A 24,404-nucleotide genomic window follows, 5' to 3' on the forward strand; every position below is an offset into this window, starting at 1 on the left:
CTTGTTGGCGGTGGAGGTGCCGTTGGTGACCAGATAGCTCTGCTCGGCGTTGAAGGTGCGCGCGATATACTCTTCGGCCTCCAGGTGCGGCCCGGTGTGATCCAGCAGCGAACCGAGCTCGGTAACCGAAATCGAGATGTCGGCCTTCAGGGTATTGGCGCCGAAGAAATCGTAGAACAGGCAGCCCACCGGGCTTTTTTGAAACGCGGTGCCGGCCATGTGGCCCGGCGTGCAGAAGGTGTACTTCCCTTCGCGCACATAGTTGAACAGCGCCTTGGTCAGCGGCGGCGTAATGGTGTCGATGTATTCCGCAGTGTACTGCTGGATGCGCTGCGCGATATCATCGGCCGCATTCAGGCCATACTCGAAGAAATAGAGCACCATGCGCATTTCATGCAGGCTGACATCGAAGGTGGAGTGGGTATTGATAAAGGCGTACAGCGGCAGGTATTCGTTCAGCTCGTTGATCTCGCTGCACAGCTCCAGGCTGTAGTCGTCCCAGTCGAAGATCACCCCGCAGATGCGGGCGTTGGCTTCAATCAGCTTCAGCAGGTCGCCGCTGTTTTTGGGGTACACCAGCTGGAATCCCATGGAGGCCAGCGCAGCGTGGAGCTCGCGGATCGGCTCATCTTTATAGTAGACGCCCGTCGGGCCCATGATGGCGATGATATTCATCGGCAGCTCCTGTCAGTTAACGGCCAAGTCTCTATAACACCACGAAAATCCGGCGGTGTGTAGCCAAAAAAAAACCGCCCGAAGGCGGTTTCTTGCAGCGAAGAACAGAACTCAGCAGTAGCCGTAGTTCATCAGACGCTGATAGCGGCGGTTGAGCAACTCTTCGTCGTTCAGACCATCCAGATCTTTCAGATCGGCCAGCAGCTGCGCTTTCAGCGCGGCGGCCATCGCCGGCACATCGCGGTGGGCGGAACCCAGCGGCTCCGGGATCACCGAGTCGATCAGCTTCAGCTCTTTCAAACGCGGCGCGGTGATGCCCATCGCTTCTGCGGCCAGCGGCGCCTTGTCGGCGCTCTTCCACAGGATGGAAGCACAGCCTTCCGGCGAAATCACCGAGTAGGTGCTGTACTGCAGCATGTTCACCTTATCGCCCACGCCGATCGCCAGCGCGCCGCCGGAGCCGCCTTCGCCGATAACGGTGCAGATGACCGGTACGTTCAGACGCGACATCTCACGCAGGTTGCGCGCGATGGCTTCGGACTGGCCGCGCTCTTCCGCGCCCACGCCCGGATACGCGCCTGGGGTATCGATAAAGGTGATGATCGGCATCTTGAAGCGGGCGGCCATTTCCATCAGGCGCAAAGCCTTGCGGTAGCCTTCCGGCGCCGGCATGCCGAAGTTACGGCGGATCTTCTCTTTGGTTTCACGACCTTTCTGGTGCCCGATGATCATCACCGGGCGGCCATCCAGGCGCGCAATACCACCGACGATCGCTTTGTCATCGGCGTAAGCGCGATCGCCCGCCAACTCTTCGAAGTCGGTAAAGATGTGTTTGATATAATCCAGGGTATAAGGACGGCGCGGGTGGCGTGCCAATTGGGCAATCTGCCAGGCCCCAAGATCGGCAAAAATCTTGCGCGTCAGCTCAACGCTCTTTTCACGCAGGCGCTGAACCTCTTCGTCCAGATTAATATCTAATTTTTCGTCTTGACGGCTGACTGCAGTCAGCGAGTCAATTTTCGCTTCCAGCTCTGCAATCGGCTGTTCAAAATCAAGAAAATTCAGACTCATAGCATTCCTATTTTAGTCAAATTCCAAGTCCACCTGCTCATTGCCTACCAACGTCCGCAAGTCGATCAACAAGCGGTCGGTGGGCGTCACGCGCCAGGTTGCGCCAAAACGCAGCTTGGCTCGCGCATCTTCCCGTTGATAGTAGAGATGCACTGGAATCGTCCCCGATCGATGGGGTTCCAACGACTGACGGAGACGGTTCAAAAGCTGGTCATCAATTTGCCTGTCAGTCAGCGAGATAGCAAGCCCGCGAGCGTATTTTTCCCGGGCTTCACTGATGTCCATTACCTCGCGGGCCATCATTTTAAGCCCGCCGCTAAAGTCATCAAAGCTGACCTGTCCACTGGCGATAAGGATACGGTCTTTTTCCAACAAATGCTGGTATTTTTCTAACGCTTCGGTGAATAACATCACTTCCAGGCGGCCCGAACGGTCATCCAATGTACAGATACCGATGCGGTTGCCGCGCTTGGTCACCATCACCCGCGCGGCGACCACCAGCCCGACGGCGGTGGTCATTTTGCCCCGATCCGTCGGGTGCATGTCTTTCAAACGCTGGCCACCGGCGTAACGTTCGATCTCCTTCAGGTACTGGGTGATCGGGTGGCCGGTCAGGTACAGCCCCAGCGTCTCCCGTTCACCGTCCAGCACCACCTGCTCCGGCCAGGGGGCGATATTGGCGTAGGATTGCTCCACCTGCTCCGGCGCCTCCGCCAGCACGCCGAACATATCTACCTGGCCAATAGCTTCGGCTTTCGCATGCTGATCCGCCGCTTTCAACGCGTCGCCGAGCGAATTCATCAGCGCGGCGCGGTGCGGCCCGAGGCGATCGAACGCGCCGGACATGATCAGTTTTTCCAGAATGCGGCGATTCAGTTTCTTGATGTCGGAGCGCGCGCACAGGTCAAACAGGTCTTTGAAGTAACCTTGTTCGCCGCTGTTGCGCGCCTCGATAATGGCCTCGATCGGCCCTTCGCCCACGCCCTTGATGGCGCCGATGCCGTAAACGATCTCGCCGTCGTCGTTGACGTGGAAGTGATACAAACCGCTGTTGATGTCCGGCGGCAGGATCTTCAGCCCCATGCGCCAGCATTCGTCCACCAGCCCCACCACTTTGTCGGTGTTGTCCATATCGGCGGTCATCACCGCCGCCATAAACTCGGCCGGATAGTGCGCCTTCAGCCACAGCGTCTGATACGAAACCAGCGCATAGGCGGCGGAGTGCGATTTGTTGAAGCCGTAACCGGCGAACTTCTCCACCAGGTCGAAGATTTTCACCGACAGTTCGCCGTCGATACCGCGCGCTTTCGCGCCGTCTTCAAAGCCGCCGCGCTGCTTGGCCATTTCGACCGGGTTCTTTTTACCCATCGCACGGCGCAGCATGTCCGCGCCGCCCAGGGTATAGCCGGCCAGCACCTGGGCAATCTGCATCACCTGTTCCTGATACAGGATGATGCCGTAGGTCGGTTCCAGCACCGGCTTGAGCGACTCATGCTGCCACTGAATGTCCGGGTAGGAGATCTCTTCGCGGCCGTGTTTGCGGTCGATGAAGTTATCCACCATGCCCGACTGCAGCGGCCCCGGGCGGAACAGCGCCACCAGTGCGATCATGTCTTCGAAGCAGTCGGGCTTCAGACGTTTGATCAGGTCTTTCATGCCGCGCGATTCAAGCTGGAACACCGCCGTGGTTTCCGAGCGCTGCAGCATGTCGAAGCTTTTCTTGTCGTCGAGCGGAATGGCGGCGATGTCGATCGGTTCCAGCCCGGTCTTGGCGCGCCGGGCGTTGATCATCTCCAGCGCCCAGTCGATGATGGTCAGGGTACGCAGACCGAGGAAGTCGAACTTCACCAGCCCGGCGTATTCCACATCGTTCTTGTCGAACTGGGTCACCGGATGGTGCCCTTCGGCGTCGCAGTACAGCGGCGCGAAGTCGGTGATCTTGGTCGGCGCAATCACGACGCCACCGGCGTGTTTACCGGCGTTGCGCGTCACCCCTTCCAGCTTGCGCGCCATGTCGATCAGCGCCTTGACCTCTTCGTCGGCCTCGTAAATTTCCGGCAGCTGCGGTTCGGCGGCGAAGGCTTTTTCCAGCGTCATGCCCGGATCCGGCGGCACCAGCTTGGAAATGCGATCGACGAAGCCGTACGGATGCCCCAGCACCCGGCCCACGTCGCGGATAACCGCTTTCGCCGCCATGGTGCCGAAGGTGATGATCTGCGATACCGCTTCGCGGCCGTACATCTCCGCCACGTGCTCAATTACCTGGTCGCGCTTCTCCATACAGAAGTCGACGTCGAAGTCGGGCATCGAGACACGTTCCGGGTTCAGGAAGCGTTCGAACAGCAGGTCGAATTCCAACGGATCGAGGTCGGTGATTTTCAACGCATAGGCCACCAGCGAACCGGCACCGGAGCCACGCCCCGGCCCCACCGGTACGTTGTTGTCCTTCGACCACTGGATAAATTCCATCACGATCAGGAAGTAGCCGGGGAACCCCATCTGGTTGATCACCTTCAGCTCGACGTCCAGACGCTCGTCGTATTCCGGGCGGCGCTGCGCGCGCACTTCAGGGTCGGGGAACAGGAACTCGAGACGCTCTTCCAGCCCCTCTTTCGATTTGAGTACCAGGAAGTCCTCGGTGCTCATATCGCCGGTCGGGAACTGCGGCAGGAAGTATTCGCCGAGGCGAATGGTGACGTTGCAGCGCTTGGCGATCTCGACGCTGTTCAGCAGCGCTTCCGGGATGTCGGCGAACAGCTCGCACATCTCGTCTTCGCTGCGCATATATTGTTGCGGGCTGTAGTTGCGCGGCCGCTTGGGATCGTCCAGCGTAAAGCCGTCGTGAATGGCGACGCGAATTTCATGGGCGTCGAAGTCGTCTTCCACCAGGAAGCGCACGTCGTTGGTGGCCACCACCGGCAAACCGCGCTCGGTGGCCAGCGCCACCGCCGCATGCAGGTAGTTCTCTTCATCCGGGCGGCCGGTGCGAATCAGTTCCAGGTAGTAACAGTCCGGAAAGTGCTGCTGATAGAAGTCCAGGCACTGATCCACCTGCACCTGGTTGCCGCGCAGCAGAAACTTGCCGACGTCGCCCTGACGCGCGCCGGAGAGCAGAATCAGCCCTTCACGATGTTCAATCAGCCAGTCGCGATCGATGGTCGGGCCGGCGGCCCCGTAGCCACGCTGATAGGCACGGGAAATCAGCAGCGTCAGGTTCTGGTAGCCTTCGTTGTTGCTGGCCAGCACCGTCAACTGAGCCAGTTCGTCGCCCAGTTCTTCGCTTTGCACATGAAAATCCGCGCCGATGATCGGTTTGATCCCGGCGCCGTGCGCGCTGCCGTAGAACTTCACCAGCCCGCACAGGTTGGTGAAATCGGTGATTGCCAGAGCAGGCATGGCTAACGCGGCGGCTCTTTTCACCAGCGGCGCCGTCTTGGCCAATCCATCAATCATGGAGTAGTCACTGTGGACGCGCAGGTGAATAAAACGAGGTTCGGCCATCTCCAGATACCTGATTGAAGGGGCTCAGCAGGCTGAGCCCGGGTTAATGCTATCGTCGAGCCTGGTCAACCAGGCCCGCAGACTACAGCGCCAGCGCCCTTTTCACCGGCGCGAAGCTGCGGCGGTGGTGCTCGGTGGCGCCCAGCGCGGCCAGCCGTTCCAGGTGGAAGGCGGTCGGGTAGCCTTTATGCTGCGCGAAACCGTAGTCCGGGAACTCGCTGTCCAGCTCGGCCATTTCGCGATCGCGCGTGACCTTCGCCAGAATGGACGCCGCGCTGATCTCCGCCACGCGGCTATCGCCCTTCACCACCGCCTGCGAACGCATCGGCAGGCTCGGGCAACGGTTACCGTCGATTAAAACCATGTCCGGCGCGATATGCAACCCGGCCACCGCGCGCTGCATCGCCAACATGGTGGCGTGCAAAATGTTCAGCTGGTCGATTTCCGCCGGTTCGGCGCGCCCCAGGCTCCAGGAAAGCGCCTTGGCGACGATTTCGTCATACAGCGCCAGGCGGCGTTTTTCACTGAGTTTCTTGGAATCCGCCAGCCCGACGATCGGCTGTGCCGGATCGAGGATCACGGCGGCGGTGACCACCGCGCCGACCAACGGGCCGCGGCCCACTTCGTCCACACCGGCAATCAGCGTGGCAGCGGGATAGATAAAGGGTTCAATCATGCTTTCGCCAGCTCCAACACAGCCTGAGCGGCCTGTTCGTCCGCACCGCAACGGATGCTTTGGTGCAAGGTAAGGAAAGTTTGTTTCAGCGCTTCGGTTTCCGGGCTCTCTTCGAGCAGCGGCATCACGGCGGCGGCCAGTTTGTCCGGCACGCAGTCATGCTGCAGCAGCTCGGTGACGATCTCGCGCCCCGCCAGCAGGTTCGGCAACGAGACGTAAGGCGTTTTCACCAGCTTCTGCGCCAGCCAGAAAGTGAACGGCTTCATGCGATAGCCCACCACCATCGGGCACTTGGCCAACATACATTCCAGCGCCGCCGTGCCGGATGCCAGCAGCGCCGCATCGCTGGCGATCATCGCCTCGCGCCCCTGGCCGTTCAGCAGGTGCACCGTCAGATCCGGCGCCACTTCCGCCTTGATGCGCTCAAACTGCTCGCGCCGCTTGGCGTTAACCAGCGGCACCACCACTTCCAGCTCGGGATAACGCGTGCGCAGCAGTTGCGCAGTTTTGAGAAAGTCGGCGCTCAGCATCTCGACTTCGGCGCCGCGGCTGCCCGGCAGCAAGGCCAGACAGCGCGCCTGCGGAGCGATGCCAAGCTGGGCGCGCGCCGCCAGCCGATCGGGCTGCAGCGGCATGGCATCCGCCATGGTATGGCCGATAAACCGGCAAGGCACGTTGAAACGATCGTAAAACGCTTTTTCGAAAGGGAGAAAGGCCAGCACCAGATCGGTGGCTTTGCCAATTTTGAAAACGCGCTTTTGCCGCCAGGCCCACACGGAGGGGCTGACGTAGTGGATGGTGCGAATACCGCGCTGCTTGAGGCGGCCTTCCAGCGTGATGTTGAAGTCCGGCGCATCGATGCCGACAAACACGTCCGGCCGCAGTTCGCCGAAGCGGCGGGTGAGATCCTTGCGGATCTTCAACAGGCGTGGCAAACGCTCAAGCACTTCCACCACGCCCATGACCGCCAGCTCTTCCATTTCGTACCAGGCTTCGCAGCCTTCGGCCTGCATCAGCGGGCCGGCGACGCCAACAAAACGCGCGTCGGGGATCTGCGCCTTGAGCGCGCGGATCAAACCGGCGCCGAGAATGTCACCGGAGGTTTCTCCGGCGACCAATCCGATAGTCAATGGACGATTCGACATAACTCAGCGAATGATGCCGCGGGTAGAACGGGTGAAGAAATCGAGGTACTGCTGCACCACCGGCTGCTCTTTGGCCAGGGCTTCGATTTCCGCTTTCGCTTCATCCAGCGTTTTCTCGCTGCGATACAGGATCTTGTAGGCATTGCGGATCGCCTGCATTTCATCCTTGTCAAAACCGCGACGCTTCAGGCCGACCGCGTTGACGCCGAACGGCGTCGCGTGGTTACCCTGAGCGATGACAAAAGGAGGTACGTCCTGAGCAACGCCGGAGCAACCGCCTACCATCACATGCGCGCCGATAATGCAGAACTGGTGGATCGCCGTCATGCCACCGATGATGGCGTGATCGTCGATTTCCACATGCCCCGCCAGCGTGGCATTGTTGGCCAACACGCAAGAATTGCCGACCACGCAGTCATGGGCAACGTGCACGTTGACCATCAGCAGGTTGTCGCTGCCCACTTTGGTCAGGCCGGTGCCCTGCGCGGTGCCGCGGTGAATGGTGACGCTCTCGCGAATGCGGTTGCGATCGCCTACTTCAACGCGCGTCGGTTCACCCGCGTATTTCAGATCCTGGTTCACTTCACCGATGGAAGCGAACTGATAAATCTGGTTATCGCAGCCAATCTTGGTAATGCCGTTCACCACCACGTGGGATTTCAGCACCGTGCCGGCGCCGATTTCCACCTGGGAGCCGACGTAGCAGAAAGGGCCGATATGCACGTTGGCGCCGATGACGGCGCCCTCTTCGACTATCGCGCTAGGATGGATAAAGGCGGTTTGGTCAATCACGGATTAAGCCTCCCGGCTGCGGGCACACATCATGGTTGCTTCGCAGACAATTTTACCGTCAACGGTCGCTACGCCTTTGAAGCGGGTCAGGCCGCGGCGCGTTTTCTCGAAGGTGACTTCCATGACCATCTGATCGCCTGGTACCACAGGGCGCTTGAAGCGAGCTTCATCGATACCAGCGAAGTAATACAGCTCGCCCGGCTCCAGTTTGCCGACGCTTTTAAACGCCAGGATACCGGTGGCCTGCGCCATGGCTTCCAGGATCAATACGCCTGGGAAAATCGGTTTGCCAGGGAAGTGGCCCTGGAAAAACGGTTCGTTCACCGATACGTTCTTCACCGCACGCAGATATTTGTGCTCTTCAAACTCGAGGACGCGGTCGACCAGCAAGAACGGGTAACGGTGAGGAAGCAGATCCAAAATTTCTGCAATATCCAGAGTATGAGTGTCAGTAGTCAAAATACTCTTCCTGTCTCTAAAAACTGATGGCATCAACAACACGGCCTGCGCTGACCCCAAAAGGAGATCATCATGCAGGCCGCAAATTAACATCTCTTTGCGCTTTTGGTCTTACGACCAACGCGTTTCGTTTTGTACCCACCAAGGCGGGCGGCAATGATTAGTCTTTTCCGACTTTACGTTCGACAGCTTTCAAGCGCTTGCTGATCTCATCGATATTCATCACCAACGCAGCGGTTTTACGCCAAACCTTGTTAGGCTGCAACGGAATGCCCGAAGAGTATACCCCAGGTTCGGTGATTGGTCGCATAACCATTCCCATTCCGGTAACAACAACCTTGTCGGCAATCTCCATGTGACCGTTGATCACGCTGGCACCGCCGATCTGGCAGTAGCGGCCGATTTTCAGGCTGCCGGCCATGATCACGCCGCCGGCGACGGCGGTATTGTCGCCAATCACGACGTTATGTGCAATCTGACATTGGTTGTCGATGATAACACCATTCCCGATTTGGGTGTTATCCAAAGCGCCGCGGTCAATGGTGGTGCAAGCGCCGATTTCGACGCGATCGCCGATAATCACCGTGCCCAACTGAGGGATTTTGATCCACTCGCCGCGCTCATTCGCATAGCCGAAACCGTCCGCGCCGATCACGGTGCCGGACTGGATCAGGCAGCGCTGGCCAATTTCAACCGCATGATAAATTGTGACGTTCGCCCACAGACGCGTTCCCGCGCCGATGCGTGCGTGTTTGCCAATGAAGCAGCCCGGGCCGATAACCACGTTATCGCCCAGCACCGCACCCGACTCGATCACCGCGTTCGCCCCAATGGCGACGTTGTGCCCCAGCTGCGCCTCAGGCGAGATCACCGCGCTTGGCGCGATATCCAGCGCCGGTGCCGGCGTGGTGTCCATCAGCTGCGCCATGCGCGCGTAGGTCAGGTAAGGGTTCTTAACCACCAGCGCCGCAGCACGGCAGTGTGGTAAATCCGCTTCGGTAAGCACCACGGCGCTTGCCTGGCAGGAAGACAGCTGCTCTTGATAGCGGCTGTTTGACAAAAACGTGATTTGGCCAGGCTGTGCCGAATGCATAGAAGCAATGCCGGTGATGACAAGATCGCCATCACCGTGCAATTGTGCATCCAACTGCTGCGCTAAATCAGCCAGTCGAATTGAAAGCATGTGTTATTTAACCTGTTTCAGCACGTCAGCAGTGATATCTTTGGAAGAGTCTGCATAGGCAACGGCGTTAGCGTCGATCACCACGTCATAGCCGCCTTTGCTGGCGACAGATTTCACAGCGTCCTGGATACGGCTCAGGATTTTGTTACGCTCTTCCATCTGGCGACGACGGTTGTCCTGCTCGAAAGCCTGCGCTTTCTGAGAGAACTGCTCGCGCTGTGCCATCACGTCTTTTTCCAACTTGCTGCGGTCACTGGCTTTCATGGTAGCGCCGTCACGCTGCAGACGTTGCATTTTGGTCTGCAGGCTACGTTCCATGTTCTGGAGTTCGCTTGCACGGCCCTTAAACTCGTTTTCCAGCTGTTTAGCGACCGCTTCGCGGGCCGGCAGCTGTTGGAAAATGCTGGAGACGTTAACGACAGCGATCTTATCTGCTGCCTGAACGCCAGCTGAAGCAGCCATTGCTAAACCGAGGCCTGCGGCACACAACCACTTTTTCACTATAAACTCCTTACCATCACCCATTTGTGTCATATGACACTGAAGTACACAATTTGCCAGACTTATCCCACCAAACAATGAGAATCATCTCCCTCTGCCGGCGGGCGCCTGGCCATTGCGATTCTTAATAACTGTTATGCCCAGAGGCGAGACCCGTTACCAGGTCTTACCGATGTTAAACTGGAACTGTTCGGACTTGTCGCCTTCGTATTTCTTGATCGGGTTGGCGTAGGAGAACACCAACGGCCCCAGCGGTGACATCCACTGCAGCGCGATACCGGCGGAGGAACGAATATTGCCCGCTTTACTGTAGTCCGGCACGCCGTACATCAGCGTCTCGTTGGTATTCTTCCACTTGGTATCCCACACGGTACCGGCATCGATGAACAGCGACGTCCGCACGGAGTTGGCGTATTTATCGCTGATGAACGGCGTCGGGGTAATCAACTCCAGGCTGGCAACCGCCATGGCGTTACCGCCCACCGCGTCATTCGAGCTGCAGATGTTCTGACGATCGGTCGTGCTGCCGGCTTTGAACTGGCACCGGTACGAGTTGGAGTTGTAGTACACCGCCTTCGGACCGATGGTGTTGGACTGGAAGCCACGCACGGTGCTCGAACCACCGGCATAGAAGTTCTCATAGAACGGCATTTCCTTGCCGCCCAGCCCATCCGCGTAACCCAGACGGCCACGGCCCAACAGCACCCAGGTGCGATCGTCGTTGATCGGCACGTACTGAACGCTGTCCAGCGTCACCTTATAGTATTCGTTGTCCGAGCCCGGAATGGTGACCTTGCCGTTCAACGTGGTGCGGTTACCCGACGTCGGGAAGTAGCCGCGGTCCAGGTTGTTGTAGGTCCAGCCCAGGTTCAAGGTAAAGTCGTCCGTCGAGTAGCTGGCGCGATCGGTTTTGTTCGCATTCACGCCCATCGAGTCGAGATAACGCCACATGGCGATCTGCGGCTGCATTTTCGACAGGCCGTTGTGGACGTAGCCCAGACCGGTGCGCAACGAGTTGTTTTCGTTGATCGGGAAGCCCAGCGTGCCGTCAACACCGTAACTCTTGTTGGTGTAGTCCGACAGATCCGCGTTATCCGCTTTAAAGTCGTTGTAGAACACGCGGCCGCCCAGGCTCACACCGTCAACGGTGAAGTACGGGTTGGTGACCGACAGTTCGGTATAGGTTTGGTAGTCGTTTTTGGTGCCGCTGATGCCGACCGAGTAGCCGGTACCCAACCAGTTGTCCTGCTGCACGCCGGCCTGGAAGCTGACGCCGCTCTCGGTGCCGTAACCGACGCCGAAGTTGAAGGTACCGGTGTTGCGTTCTTTCACCTTGTAGGTCACGTCGACCTGATCGGCGGTACCCGGCACGCGCTGGGTTTCCACGTCAACCGTTTCGAAGTAGCCCAGACGGTTCAAACGCTCCTTGCCCTGCTCGACCTGTTCGTTGCCGAGCCAGGCGCCTTCCATCTGGCGCATTTCGCGACGCAGTACGGAATCCTTGCTGGTGTCGTTGCCTTCGAACTTGATGCGGCGCACGTAGAAGCGGTTGCCCGCGTCGACGTTGACGTGCAGCTTGACGGTTTTATCCGCGTCGTTGATCTCCGGCTGAGTGCCGACGCGCGGGTAGGCGTAACCATAACGGCCCAACATCGTTTTGATGTTGTCTTCCATTTTGGTCACCTTGCTGCCGTTATACAGCTCGCCCGGTTCGATCTTGGTGATCTGAGCGACTTCCGCCGAGTGGCCGGCCAGGTTGCCGTTCACGACAACATCGGAAAGCTTGTACTGATCGCCTTCGGTGATGTTGATGGTGATGTAGATGCCTTTTTTATCCGGCGTCAGGCTGACCTGGGTAGAATCGATGTTGAAGCGGGCATAGCCGCGATCCAGATAGAAGCTGCGCAGGGTTTCGAGATCGCCCGCCAGTTTTTGCTTCTGGTATTTGCGATCGCCGACCAGGTTCCACCACGGCACCTCGTCACGCAGTTGGAAGCGCGAGATCAGTTCGTCGTTGGTGAAGGCATGGTTGCCGACGATGTTGATTTGTTGAATCTTGGCGGAGACCCCTTCCGTGAACACCAGCTTCAGGTCGACGCGGTTGCGCGGCAGCGGCGTGACTACGGCTTTCACCGAGGCGCTGTATTTACCGACGCTGTAGTAGAAGTCCTCCAGCCCTTTTTCAATGCTGGAGATCGTGGTGCGGTCGAGCGCCTCGCCCACCCGGACGCCGGAGGCTTCCAAGTTCTGCTTGAGCATGTCATCCTTCACCGACTTGTTGCCGGAGAAAGTGATGCTGGCGATGGTAGGACGTTCCTTCACCTGCACGATCAAGGTATTACCATCGCGCAGTACGCGCACGTCCTCGAAGTTGCCGGTGGCAAACAAGGCACGGATGGTATTACTGATGTCATCGTCAGTGACGGTATCGCCGACGCGAACCGGCATGTTGAGTAACGCCGCACCGACGGCGACTCGCTGCAGGCCTTCGAAATGAATATCTTTCACTACGAACCCGTCTGCACCGTATACGGTGGCGCTGCCAAACAGCAGCGACGCTATGAGCAACTTTTTCATCGCCATCGTTGTTATGCGTTCTTCCTAACCTATCCCCGCCCCTAAAGGCGGGAAAAATCATTGAAAAGTGCAAGACCCATCAACAACACCAGCACGATCGAACCTATGCGGTAGCTGTAGTCCTGTACTCGCTCGGAAACCGGCCCACCCTTCAGCTTTTCTATCGCCAGGAAGAGGAGATGCCCACCATCTAACACCGGTAATGGGAACAGGTTGATGATACCCAGATTGACGCTAATCAACGCCAGGAACATCAGATAATACACGAACCCGACTCCGGCTGACGCCCCTGCTCCCTGTGCAATCGAGATCGGGCCACTCAGGTTGTTCAGCTTTACATCACCGGTTATTAATTTGCCCAGCATGTTAACCGTCAGCCGCATCAGCTGCCAGGTCTTGTCGCCGGCCTGATACAGCGCCGGGAACGGTCCATACTGGCGAATCGTCTTATACTCGTCCGGCAGCGGCAGCACCTTTGGAATGATGCCTGCAAAACCCACCGATTTGTCTTTTCCCACCGGCTTTGTATCCGGTATCAGCGTCAAAGACAAGGGGGCGCCGTTTCTTTCAATCTCCAAAGCCAGCGGTTGCCCCGGGCCATCGTGGATACGCTTCACCAGCGTCTGCCAACGACCCAACGGCTGACCATCGACTTTAACGATCCTGTCCCCCGCTTGTAAACCCGCCTTTTGCGCCGCCGAGTCAGGCTGCACTTCCGCCAACACGGATTCAATCTGCGGGCCGCGCGGCATAATGCCCAGCGCGACAACGGGATCCTGCTTGTCCGGCTCAAAGTTCCACTGGCGTAAATCCAGGGTTTTGGTCACTACCTGCGAAGAGCCGAATGGGGCAACGCCGACTTCGGTTTGCGCATCGCCAATCTTCGCCACCAGCGCCAGACGAACTGACTCCCAATCAGGCGTTTCGATGCCGTCAACCGACTTTAGTTCCATGCCAGACGAAATTTCGGCCCTGGCGGCGATGGATTGCGGCGCGATTTCGCCGATCACCGGGCGGAAACTCGGCACGCCGATGATGAACACCAGCCAGTAGGCAAGGATAGCAAACAGGAAGTTGGCGATGGGGCCGGCGCTGATGATGGCCGCGCGCTGCCAGACGGTTTTGTTGTTGAAGGCCTGATGGCGCATTTCCGGCGCCACCGACTCCACGCGCTCGTCCAGCATCTTCACGTAGCCACCGAGCGGAATCAAGGCGATGACGTACTCGGTGCCCTGGCGATCGGTGCGGCGCCACAGCGCGCGACCGAAGCCGATGGAGAAACGTTCAACGCGCACGCCGCAACGGCGGGCAACCCAAAAGTGTCCGAACTCGTGCACGGTTATCAAGATACCGAGCGCAATCAGAAACGCCACCAGGTTCCAAAGCACGCTGACCATCATCCCTCACTTTCCGTCATCGACGGATTAAAACACCAACAGCATCAGGCAGGCAAACACCGGTACCGCCGCGGTCAGGCTGTCGATACGATCCAGTATGCCGCCATGACCGGGGATCAAATGACCGCTGTCCTTGATACCCGCTTCGCGTTTGAACATGCTTTCGGTCAAATCGCCCAGCACCGAAGCCAGCGCGGCGAGCACCGAACAGGCCAACAGGGTGGTCGGCACCACGTTCAGTGGCGCATAGCGGCCGAACAGCCAGGAGATTACCGCCGACGTCAACAACCCGCCGATCAGCCCTTCCCAGGTTTTGCCCGGCGAGACCTTCGGCGCCAGCTTATGCTTGCCGAACAGCTTGCCGAACATGTAGGCGCCGGAATCCGCGCCCCACACCAGCAGCATCACGTACAGCAGCCACCAAGCGCCGGTATACGGGTTTTGCTCGTAGCCGAACTGACGCAGCGCCAGCATACCCCAGAAGAACGGCACGATGGTCAGCAGGCCGAACAGCAAACGCAGCGGGCGCGAATTGCGCCAGATAGCGGCCGAACCGGGGTAGAACAGCACCAGCAGCAGCGCCGCCAGCCACCAGGCCAACGACAGCCACAGTGAACCGCTCACCTGCGGCACGGATTGATGGTACGCGGGGACGCTGAGCATCATCAGCGCCAGCAAGAAACCACACAGTATCGCCAGCCAGATGCGCTGCGGACGGGAGGTAAAACCGGCCAGTTGGCCCCACTCCCAGGCTGCTAACATGCACACGACGAGCGTTACCAGAGCAAAGGCCAGCGGCGGCAACAAGAACAGCGCCGCGATAACGATCGGGATTAAAATCAGAGCAGTTATGAGGCGATACTTCAGCAAAAGTTCTCCCTAGGACGCATCGGCGCCGATAGGTGTTGTTCCCCCGAAGCGGCGCTCACGTTGTGCAAATGCATTCAGCGCACCTTCAAAGACAAGTTCATCGAAATCAGGCCAGAGCACATCAGTAAAGTAAAGTTCAGCATAGGCGATTTGCCACAGCAGGAAGTTACTGATGCGATGCTCGCCACCGGTGCGGATAACCAGATCCACCGGCGCCAGGTCGCTCATGCAAACCCGCTCGCTCAATAATTCCTCGCTGATCTGATCCGGGTGCAACTCTCCCACCCGTACCCGTTCGGCCAGTTCCCTTACTCCCTGAATGATATCCCAACGGCCGCCGTAGTTGGCAGCGATATTGAGCGTCAGGCCATCGTTATTTTCCGTCAGTGCTTCAGAACGGCGGATCCGCTCCTGCAAACGCGAGCTGAACCGGCTGATATCGCCGATCACCCGCAGCCTGACGTTATGTTTATGCAGGCTTTTTACTTCACTATCCAGAGCACGGACAAAAAGCTCCATCAGGGCGGAGACTTCCTGCACCGGACGATTCCAGTTTTCGCTGCTGAAGGCATAAAGCGTGAGTGCATCTAAATGGTTGCTGGCGGCAAAGCTGACCGCGCGGCGAACCGATTTCACCCCTGCTTTATGACCGAAGACACGTAACTTGCCCTGACGTTTGGCCCAGCGTCCGTTACCGTCCATGATAATGGCGACATGGCGCGGCCCCGGGGAAGATGGATTAGCCTCTTGTTGGTTTGCGGACGACATAACTCGTACTTATTTCCTCAATAGAAATATAACTGCCTTTCCGGAACATCAGGCCCTTACGCGCAAAAAAAGCCGTGTGCCCGACACGGCTTTCAGCCTGCCCTCGCGATACCCGGCACAGCCGGGTCGCCATTGGCGCACAGGGCACCAATCGGGCCATAATTCAACGGTATAACCGCTGACAGGTGGCGCAGACTATACCACCTCAGCGGGGCATGAACAAACGGCCCCGCTGCGGCATACGCGAATTACGAGCAAAATCGGATAATCGCCGTGCTCAACCGCGCAGCGCGCGAACGCGCTCCTCGGCGGCAGCGCGCGCCTGGCGGTCAATGTCTAAGACCGCTTCGATGCACGTCGGTTCCTGCAGCGCAAGGCGCTCCACCACCTGGCGGTTGACCGCGGCGATATCGGTAAAGCGAATCTGCTGCTGCAAAAATGCCGCCACGGCGATTTCATTCGCCGCGTTCAGTGCGGTGGTCGCCGCCTGGCCGGCGTCGAACGCTTCGATCGCCAAATACAGGCAAGGATAGCGCTCGCGCTCCGGTTCGGCGAAGGTCAGCGAACCGATGCGGCAGAAGTCCAGCGCTTCCACGCCGGAGTTTACGCGCTGCGGATACGCCATCGCATGGGCGATCGGCGTGCGCATATCCGGCGTACCCAGCTGCGCCAGTACGCTGCCGTCGGCATAGCGCACCATCGAGTGAATCACCGACTGCGGGTGCAGGATCACTTCCATTTGCTCGGCCGAGGCGTTAAACAGCCAGCGGGCCTCAATATATTCCAGACCTTTGTTCATCATGGTGGCGGAGTCCACCGAGATCTTGCGGCCCATCGACCAGTTCGGATGGGCGCAGGCTTGATCCGGCGTCATCGCGGCGAACTGCTCCAGCGGCGTGGTGCGGAACGGGCCGCCGGAGCCGGTAAGCACGATGCGCGAAACGCCATGACTGTCCAGTGAAGAGTATCCCAACTGACGCTGAATGCTCTCAGGCAAACTCTGAAAAATCGCGTTGTGCTCGCTGTCGAGCGGCAGCAGCTGCGCCTGACTTTGCCGCACTGCATCCATAAACAGACGGCCACAGGTGACCAGCGACTCTTTGTTGGCCAGCAGCACCTGCTTGCCTGCGCGGATCGCCGCCAGCGTCGGCAACAGCCCCGCGGCGCCGACGATCGCTGCCGTCACTTGATCGACGTCATCCAACGCCGCCAGTTCGCAGGCCGCTTGTTCTCCTGCCAATACCTCGGTAGCGACGCCGTTTTCCGCCAGAATGGCGCGCAGTTCGCGCGCGGCGCTTTCATCCGCCATCGCGGCAAAGGCGGGCCGGAATTCCATGCATTGCTGCGCCATGACCGCGACGTTGCGGCCGGCCACCAGTGCTTTGATCACAAAACGGTCGGGATTCGCCCTGACCACGGCCAGGGTGCTGGTCCCTACCGAGCCGGTCGAGCCAAGAATGGTCAGTTGCTTCATGAGTTCACTCTGAATAACTGTCTGATGAGATCGGAGGTGCTCCAGTGTGGAACCTTGGACACCGCTTGTCCATGATCTTTCAGTACGATGAAACGGGATCTGCGCCACAAAAAACAAAGCGCCGCCCAGGCGACGCTTTGTTTCTGCGCGATGTTGATTAGAAATCCATCAGCTCTTTTTCTTTCTCTGCCAGCGCGGCATCGACCAGCTTGATGTAAGCGTCGGTCATTTTCTGAATCTCGTCTTGTGAACGACGCTCTTCGTCTTCGCTGATCTCTTTGTCTTTCAGCAGCGCCTTGACCTTATCGTTAGCGTCGCGACGCACGTTACGCACCGCTACACGGCCCTGCTCGGCTTCGCCGCGTACGATCTTGATCAGATCCTTACGACGTTCTTCGGTCAGCGGAGGCAGCGGAACGCGAATGTCAGAACCGGCGGAAGACGGGTTGAGGCCCAGATCGGAGCTCATGATCGCTTTCTCAACGGCCTGGCTCAGGCTGCGGTCGAACACGTTGATTTTCAGCGTGCGGGAGTCTTCCACGGTCACGTTGGCCAGCTGGCGCAGCGGCGTAGCGGCGCCGTAGTATTCCACCATGATGCCGTCCAGAATGCTTGGAGAAGCGCGGCCGGTGCGGATCTTGCTGATTTGGTTTTTGAATGCTTCTACGCTTTTTTCCATGCGTGAATCAGCATCTTTTCTGATTTCATTAGTCACGTTGCAAACCCTTGGAAGCTGGTTACTTGGCAGGCGATACTCAAGTATAGCCCGTAATCGTACTCGGAGAGCGCGCAGCGCCTGGCGTCGCGCGCACCGAAAAAGGGGTGTGAACAGCCTTATTTGCTGATCAGCGTACCTTCGTTCTCACCCATCACCACGCGGCGCAGCGCACCAGGCTTGTTCATGTTGAACACGCGGATCGGCAGACCGTGATCGCGGGCCAGCGTAAACGCCGCCAGATCCATCACTTTCAGCTCGCGCTCCAGCACGTCCTGATAGGTTAATTGTTCATACAGCGTCGCATCCGGGTTTTTCACCGGATCGGCGGAATATACGCCATCCACTTTGGTGGCTTTCAGCACTACGTCCGCTTCGATCTCGATGCCGCGCAGACAAGCGGCGGAATCGGTGGTGAAGAACGGGTTGCCGGTACCGGCGGAGAAGATCACCACGCGGTTGTTGCGCAGCAGGCTGATAGCCTCTGCCCAACTGTAATTATCACATACGCCGTTCAGCGGGATCGCTGACATCAGGCGGGCGTTCACATAGGCACGGTGCAGTGCATCACGCATAGCCAGGCCGTTCATCACGGTAGCCAGCATTCCCATGTGGTCGCCCACTACGCGGTTCATGCCGGCTTGCGCCAGGCCCGCGCCGCGGAACAAGTTCCCGCCGCCAATAACTACACCGACCTGAATTCCCAGTTCGACCAGCTCTTTTACTTCCTGAGCCATGCGATCCAAAACGCTGGCGTCGATACCAAAACCTTCTGCACCTTGCAGGGCTTCGCCACTCAGTTTAAGCAGAATACGCTGATATACGGGTTTTGCATTGGTTGCCATGGTGTTCTGTCCTAAGAAGCAGTATTAGTATTGGGGATTTCAGCCGATGAAACGCGCCTGAGGTGAGTATCACGCTGCAGGGCCTGCCACCGGTGTAATTCTGGCTGGATAGTATGGAACCGCCAGACGGCGGTTCCATCGACAGTCATTAAGACTGTTTGCTCATCGCGGCAACTTCAGCAGCGAAGTCGGTTTCGACTTTCTCGATGCCTTCGCCCACTTCGAAGCGAATGAAGTTGGTCACGTCAGCATTGTGCTCTTTCAGCACCTGAGCAACGGATTTGCTCGGATCCATAACGAAAGGCTGACCGGTCAGAGAAACTTCGCCGGTGAATTTCTTCATGCGGCCTTCAACCATTTTCTCTGCGATTTCTTTCGGCTTGCCGGACTGCATGGCGATGTCCAGCTGAACCTGGTACTCTTTTTCTACCACTTCAGCAGACACGTCTTCTGGCTTCACGAACTCTGGCTTGCTTGCCGCAATGTGCATTGCGATTTGCTTAACCAGCTCTTCGTCAGCGCCTTTAGCCGCAACCAGTACGCCGATACGCGCGCCGTGCAGGTAGCTGCCCAGCACTTCGCCTTCCAGGGAAGCAACGCGACGAATGTTGATGTTTTCGCCGATTTTTGCCACCAGCGCTACGCGCTCTTCTTCGAACTGTGCTTTCAGCACGTCAACGTCAGTGATTTTGCCGGCAACAGCGGCATCCAGCACTTTGTCAGCGAACGCCTGGAAACCGGCGTCTTTTGCTACGAAGTCAGTCTGGCAGTTAACTTCCAGAATGATGCCGTAGTTGCCTTCGATCTTGGTTTTGATCACGCCGTCAGCAGCCACGTTGCCTGCTTTTTTAGCGGCTTTGATCGCACCGGACTTACGCATGTTTTCGATTGCCAGTTCGATGTCGCCGTTGGATTCAACCAGCGCCTTCTTGCAATCCATCATGCCAGCGCCGGTACGCTCGCGCAGTTCTTTTACCAGGGCAGCGGTAATATCAGCCATTTATTTTTCCTCGGTTATCTCGCGTGGAGACAGTTCTCATTCAGATAAGCAAAGGGGGCCTTTACAGGCCCCCCTAACCAACATATGTCAATACCTGGTTAATAAGGGCTCAGTGATGAGCTTGCCTTATTATTCAGCTTCTACGAAGCCTTCTTCCGCCTGAACGGCCAGATCTTGAGAACGACCTTCACGCACAGCGGCAGCAACGGCAGTCAGGTACAGGTTTACTGCACGGATTGCGTCGTCGTTACCAGGGATGATGAAGTCAACGCCGTCTGGGTTGGAGTTGGTATCAACGATAGAGAATACCGGGATACCCAGGTTGTTGGCTTCTTTGATCGCGATGTGCTCGTGATCGGCATCGATAACGAACAGTGCGTCTGGCAGACCGCCCATATCTTTGATACCGCCCAGGGAGTTTTCCAGCTTGGCCAGTTCACGAGTGCGCATCAGCGCTTCTTTCTTGGTCAGCTTGTCCAGGGTGCCGTCTTGAGACTGGATTTCCAGATCTTTCAAACGCTTGATGGACTGACGAACGGTTTTCCAGTTAGTCAGCATGCCGCCCAACCAGCGGTGGTTCACGAAGAACTGGTCACAGCTGTTAGCAGCGTCTTTTACCGCTTCGCTTGCTGCGCGCTTGGTACCAACGAACAGGATCTTGCCTTTACGGGAAGAGATCTTGCTCAGTTCAGCCAGAGCGGCGTTGAACATTGGTACGGTCTGCTCCAGGTTGATGATGTGAACCTTGTTACGAGCGCCGAAGATGAAAGGCTTCATTTTCGGGTTCCAGTAACGGGTCTGGTGACCGAAGTGAACACCAGCCTTGAGCATGTCGCGCATGGAAACAGTTGCCATGATTAAACCTCTATAGATTAATTGGGGTTATGCCTCCACGTATCCCATAACGCCGACCCTGGCGGCGACAAGTCACCTCAGGGCACCCCGGCGGATGTGCCGATACGTGTGTGTTATTTACACAAAATGAGTGCAGTTAAAGTATTTTCGGCCAATTCCTGCCAGGTCACAAGAACCAAGTCGCGGATCGCCGGCGCGCTTTATACCATAAACCCGCCGCCGACACCAACTTTTGTTGCTTTGCGCCGGGCATCGGGAAATGAAATTTGGCAGCCTCCGGCCGGGCTGATACCATAAGTCACTGCTTCTTATTGTCGACGATAACGACACCTGCGGACGAATTTCATGGCAATCTCAATTAAAACACCTGATGACATCCAAAAAATGCGCGTGGCCGGCCGCCTGGCCGCCGAAGTGCTGGAGATCATCGAGCCGCACGTCAAACCTGGCGTGACCACCGGCGAACTGGACCGTATCTGTCACGAGTACATCACCAACGAGCAGCAGGCCATTTCCGCCTGCCTCGGCTATCACGGCTTCCCGAAATCCGTGTGCATCTCGGTGAACGAAGTGGTGTGCCACGGCATCCCGAGCGACGACAAAACGCTGAAGGACGGCGACATCGTCAATATCGACGTGACCGTAATTAAAGACGGCTTCCACGGCGACACCTCGAAGATGTTCATCGTCGGCAAACCGACCATTCTGGGCGAGCGCCTGTGCCGCGTCACTCAGGAAAGCCTGTATCTGGCCCTGAAGATGGTCAAGCCGGGTATCCGCCTGCGCACTCTGGGCAAGGCTATCCAGCAATTCGTCGAGGCCGAGAAGTTCTCCGTGGTGCGCGAGTACTGCGGCCACGGCATCGGCGAAGTGTTCCACGAAGAGCCGCAGGTGCTGCATTATGATGCCGATGACGGCGGCGTGGTACTTCAGGCGGGCATGGCCTTCACCATCGAACCGATGGTCAACGCCGGTGACTACCGCATCCGCACCATGAAAGACGGCTGGACGGTAAAAACCAAAGACCGCAGCTTGTCGGCGCAGTATGAGCATACTATTGTGGTCACTGATAACGGCTGCGAGATAATGACGTTGCGCAAGGATGACACCATCCCCAACATCATTACGCACGAGATGTAAGCACCGCGGCGAACGCCGCGTGCAGAATATCACCAGGCCGGCTTTTGCCGGCCTTTTTTATGGGCTGCGCACTATGTCTGACAATCTCCTTCAACAAGCGGCCCCGGCCGTGCCGATGCCGCCCGCCTCCCCCAGCACCTACGGCAACGACGAGCTCACCTGTCCGGTGCTGAAACAGCGGCTGGAGCAGTTCCAGCTGTGGCTGGCGGCAGCGTTCGACGCCGGCGCCAGCGCCGAAAGCCTGGTGGCGGCGCGCAGCGACTTCATCGATCGCCTGCTGCGCCGGCTGTGGACCTTCTACGGCTTCGAAGATATCCCGGAAACCGCGCTGGTGGCGGTCGGCGGCTACGGCCGCGGCGAGCTGCACCCGCTGTCGGACATCGACGTGCTGGTGCTCAGCCAGCGCCGGCTGACGGAACAGCAGTCGCAGCGGGTCGGCGAATTCATCACCCTGCTGTGGGATCTCAAGCTGGAAGTGGGCCACAGCGTGCGCACCCTGGAAGAATGTCTGCTGGAGGGATTGGCGGATCTGACCGTGGCCACCAACCTGATCGAGTCGCGCATGATCTGCGGCGACGTCGCGTTGTTCCTGCAGATGCAAAAACATATCTTCAGCGACGGCTTCTGGCCTTCGCCGCAGTTTTTCCACGCCAAGGTCAACGAACAGCAGGAGCGCCACCAGCGCTACCACGGCACCAGCTATAACCTGGAGCCGGATATCAAAAGCAGCCCCGGCGGCCTGCGCGATATCCACACCCTGCTGTGGGTAGCGCGGCGCCACTTCGGCGCCACCTCGCTGGACGAAATGGTCGGTTTCGGTTTCCTCACCCAGGCCGAGCGTAACGAGTTGAACGAATGCCAGAGTTTCCTGTGGCGCATCCGTTTCGCGCTGCACCTGGTGCTGCCACGTTACGACAACCGCCTGTTGTTCGATCGCCAGCTCAGCGTGGCACAGCTGCTGCGCTATGAAGGCGAAGGCAACGAGCCGGTCGAGCGCATGATGAAAGACTTCTACCGCATGACGCGGCGCGTCAGCGAGCTGAACCACATGCTGCTGCAGCTGTTCGACGAGGCCATCCTGGCGCTGGATGCCACCGAAAAGCCGCGCCCGTTGAACGACGATTTCCAGCTGCGCGGCGATCTGATCGATCTGCGCGACGAAACGCTGTTTATCCGCGAGCCGCAAGCCATCATGCGCATGTTCTACCTGATGGTGCGCAACCGCGAGATCAAGGGCATTTATTCCACCACCGTGCGCCAGCTGCGCCACGCGCGCCGCCATCTGAAACAACCGCTGTGCACCATTCCGGAAGCGCGCGATCTGTTTATGGCCATTCTGCGCCACCCCGGCGCGGTCTCGCGCGCGCTGGTGCCGATGCATCGTCACAGCGTACTGTGGGCCTACATGCCGCAGTGGGGCAAGATCGTCGGCCAGATGCAGTTCGACCTGTTCCACGCCTATACCGTCGATGAACACACCATCCGCGTACTGCAAAAGCTGGAGAGCTTCGCCGATGCGCAAACCCGGCCGCGCCATCCGCTGTGCGTGGAACTGTACCCGCGTCTGCCGCATCCGGAACTGCTGCTGCTGGCGGCGCTGTTCCACGATATCGCCAAAGGGCGCGGCGGCGATCACTCGATCCTCGGCGCGGAAGACGTGGTGGAGTTCGCCGAACTGCACGGCCTCAACTCGCGCGAAACCCAACTGGTGGCCTGGCTGGTGCGCTGGCACCTGCTGATGTCGGTCACCGCACAGCGCCGCGATATTCAAGACCCGACGGTGATCCAGCAGTTCAGCAGCGAAGTGCAGAGCGAAACCCGCCTGCGTTACCTGGTATGCCTGACGGTGGCGGATATCTGCGCCACCAACGAAACCCTGTGGAACAGCTGGAAACAGAGCCTGTTGCGCGAGCTGTACTTCGCCACCGAGAAGCAGCTGCGCCGCGGCATGCAGAACAGCCCGGATCTGCGCGAACGCGTGCGTCATCACCGCCTGCAGGCGCTGGCGCTGCTGCGCATGGACAACATCGACGAAGAGGCGCTGCACCGCATCTGGAGCCGCTGCCGCGCCGACTATTTCCTGCGCCACTCACCGAACCAGCTGGCCTGGCACGCCCGCCACCTGCTGGCCCACGACTCCATCCAACCGCTGGTACTGGTCAGCCGCCAGGCGACGCGCGGCGGCACCGAGATCTTTATCTGGAGCCCGGATCGCCCCTACCTGTTCGCCGCCGTCGCCGGCGAGATGGATCGCCGCAATCTGAGCGTGCACGACGCGCAGATCTTCACCAACCGCGACGGCATGGCGATGGACACCTTTATCGTGCTGGAGCCGGACGGCAGCCCACTGGCGCAGGATCGCCACGCGGCGATTCGCCAGGCCTTGCTGCAGGCCATCACCCAGCGGGAGTACCAGCCGCCGCGCGTGCGCCGGCCTTCTTCCAAGCTGCGTCACTTCAGCGTGCCGACCGAGGTGACCTTTCTGCCGACCCACACCGATCGCCGCAGCTACCTGGAGCTGATCGCACTCGACCAGCCCGGCCTGCTGGCGCGGGTGGGTGAAGTGTTCGCCGATCTGGGGCTTTCGCTGCACGGCGCGCGCATTACCACCATCGGCGAGCGGGTCGAGGACTTGTTTATCCTGGCCGACGGCGAGCGACGCGCGCTCGATCAGGAAACGCGCAGAAAGTTGGAGCAACGGTTGACAGAGGCCCTCACCCCAAACGATAAAATGTGATACAAGTAACTTTTTACCGACAA

The 24,404-nt window shown here is 58.6% G+C and carries 20 protein-coding genes; 2 read left to right on the top strand and 18 right to left on the bottom strand.

From position 1 onward, the window contains the following. The 18 genes from HMPREF3138_RS26925 to rpsB all read right to left on the bottom strand — a co-directional run. The coding region (locus tag HMPREF3138_RS26925) for an Orn/Lys/Arg decarboxylase N-terminal domain-containing protein (RefSeq protein ID WP_038882096.1) at positions 1–675 on the bottom strand (675 nt) is incomplete at its 3' end. A gap of 111 nt (positions 676–786) precedes the next feature. Then, on the bottom strand, positions 787–1,746 hold the full coding sequence (gene accA, locus HMPREF3138_RS00920) for an acetyl-CoA carboxylase carboxyl transferase subunit alpha (RefSeq protein ID WP_004931972.1): 960 nt from the start codon (positions 1,744–1,746) through the stop codon (positions 787–789). A 12-nt stretch (positions 1,747–1,758) separates the two neighbouring features. Continuing rightward, a complete protein-coding gene (dnaE, locus tag HMPREF3138_RS00925) occupies positions 1,759–5,247 on the bottom strand; it encodes a DNA polymerase III subunit alpha (protein ID WP_038878792.1) in 3,489 nt (1,162 codons plus the stop codon). A gap of 82 nt (positions 5,248–5,329) precedes the next feature. Then, a complete protein-coding gene (gene rnhB / locus HMPREF3138_RS00930) occupies positions 5,330–5,923 on the bottom strand; it encodes a ribonuclease HII (protein ID WP_019455763.1) in 594 nt (197 codons plus the stop codon). Continuing rightward, entirely contained in the window at positions 5,920–7,068 is a 1,149-nt protein-coding gene (gene lpxB / locus HMPREF3138_RS00935; protein ID WP_038878789.1) for a lipid-A-disaccharide synthase, read from the bottom strand. The genes rnhB and lpxB overlap by 4 nt, the downstream gene beginning before the upstream one ends. Before the next feature lie 3 nt (positions 7,069–7,071). Further along, entirely contained in the window at positions 7,072–7,860 is a 789-nt protein-coding gene (lpxA, locus tag HMPREF3138_RS00940; protein ID WP_038878788.1) for an acyl-ACP--UDP-N-acetylglucosamine O-acyltransferase, read from the bottom strand. A gap of 3 nt (positions 7,861–7,863) precedes the next feature. Beyond that, positions 7,864–8,319: a 3-hydroxyacyl-ACP dehydratase FabZ gene (gene fabZ / locus HMPREF3138_RS00945; protein ID WP_004931962.1), complete on the bottom strand. Its 456-nt coding sequence runs from the start codon at positions 8,317–8,319 to the stop codon at positions 7,864–7,866. A 160-nt stretch (positions 8,320–8,479) separates the two neighbouring features. Then, the gene (gene lpxD / locus HMPREF3138_RS00950) at positions 8,480–9,502 is read right to left on the bottom strand and encodes a UDP-3-O-(3-hydroxymyristoyl)glucosamine N-acyltransferase (protein WP_038878785.1); all 1,023 of its coding nucleotides are present in this window, start codon (positions 9,500–9,502) and stop codon (positions 8,480–8,482) included. A 3-nt stretch (positions 9,503–9,505) separates the two neighbouring features. After that, positions 9,506–10,003 (bottom strand): molecular chaperone Skp, encoded by a 498-nt coding sequence (gene skp, locus HMPREF3138_RS00955; protein ID WP_004931958.1) that lies wholly within the window; start codon positions 10,001–10,003, stop codon positions 9,506–9,508. Positions 10,004–10,159: 156 nt separating this feature from the next. Continuing rightward, positions 10,160–12,586 carry an outer membrane protein assembly factor BamA gene (bamA, locus tag HMPREF3138_RS00960; protein WP_038878782.1) on the bottom strand — a complete coding sequence of 809 codons (2,427 nt, stop codon included), beginning with the start codon at positions 12,584–12,586 and terminating at the stop codon, positions 10,160–10,162. Between the two features lie 35 nt (positions 12,587–12,621). Beyond that, positions 12,622–13,977 (bottom strand): sigma E protease regulator RseP, encoded by a 1,356-nt coding sequence (rseP, locus tag HMPREF3138_RS00965; RefSeq protein ID WP_038878816.1) that lies wholly within the window; start codon positions 13,975–13,977, stop codon positions 12,622–12,624. A 27-nt stretch (positions 13,978–14,004) separates the two neighbouring features. Next, positions 14,005–14,847, bottom strand: a complete 843-nt coding sequence (gene cdsA, locus HMPREF3138_RS00970) for a phosphatidate cytidylyltransferase (protein ID WP_038878779.1) — start codon at positions 14,845–14,847, stop codon at positions 14,005–14,007. A gap of 9 nt (positions 14,848–14,856) precedes the next feature. Next, positions 14,857–15,615: a (2E,6E)-farnesyl-diphosphate-specific ditrans,polycis-undecaprenyl-diphosphate synthase gene (gene ispU, locus HMPREF3138_RS00975; protein WP_038878777.1), complete on the bottom strand. Its 759-nt coding sequence runs from the start codon at positions 15,613–15,615 to the stop codon at positions 14,857–14,859. Between the two features lie 277 nt (positions 15,616–15,892). Beyond that, positions 15,893–17,089: a 1-deoxy-D-xylulose-5-phosphate reductoisomerase gene (gene ispC / locus HMPREF3138_RS00980; protein ID WP_038878776.1), complete on the bottom strand. Its 1,197-nt coding sequence runs from the start codon at positions 17,087–17,089 to the stop codon at positions 15,893–15,895. 157 nt (positions 17,090–17,246) lie between these two features. Further along, a complete protein-coding gene (gene frr, locus HMPREF3138_RS00985) occupies positions 17,247–17,804 on the bottom strand; it encodes a ribosome recycling factor (RefSeq protein ID WP_004931943.1) in 558 nt (185 codons plus the stop codon). A gap of 119 nt (positions 17,805–17,923) precedes the next feature. Next, positions 17,924–18,649, bottom strand: coding sequence for a UMP kinase (gene pyrH, locus HMPREF3138_RS00990; protein ID WP_004931940.1), 726 nt, complete (start codon positions 18,647–18,649; stop codon positions 17,924–17,926). Between the two features lie 148 nt (positions 18,650–18,797). After that, on the bottom strand, positions 18,798–19,649 hold the full coding sequence (gene tsf, locus HMPREF3138_RS00995) for a translation elongation factor Ts (protein ID WP_033632247.1): 852 nt from the start codon (positions 19,647–19,649) through the stop codon (positions 18,798–18,800). 129 nt (positions 19,650–19,778) lie between these two features. Then, the gene (gene rpsB, locus HMPREF3138_RS01000) at positions 19,779–20,504 is read right to left on the bottom strand and encodes a 30S ribosomal protein S2 (RefSeq protein ID WP_016929891.1); all 726 of its coding nucleotides are present in this window, start codon (positions 20,502–20,504) and stop codon (positions 19,779–19,781) included. Positions 20,505–20,849: 345 nt separating this feature from the next. Here rpsB and map point away from each other — a divergent pair, with 345 nt between their 5' ends. Together map and glnD are read left to right on the top strand one after the other, a co-directional pair. After that, positions 20,850–21,644 (top strand): type I methionyl aminopeptidase, encoded by a 795-nt coding sequence (gene map, locus HMPREF3138_RS01005; RefSeq protein WP_004931936.1) that lies wholly within the window; start codon positions 20,850–20,852, stop codon positions 21,642–21,644. Positions 21,645–21,717: 73 nt separating this feature from the next. Further along, positions 21,718–24,381 (top strand): bifunctional uridylyltransferase/uridylyl-removing protein GlnD, encoded by a 2,664-nt coding sequence (gene glnD, locus HMPREF3138_RS01010; protein ID WP_038878814.1) that lies wholly within the window; start codon positions 21,718–21,720, stop codon positions 24,379–24,381. The last annotated feature ends 23 nt before the right edge of the window (positions 24,382–24,404 follow it).

Origin of the sequence: Serratia sp. HMSC15F11 (assembly GCF_001808215.1) — a bacterium.
Lineage (GTDB): Bacteria > Pseudomonadota > Gammaproteobacteria > Enterobacterales > Enterobacteriaceae > Serratia > Serratia nevei.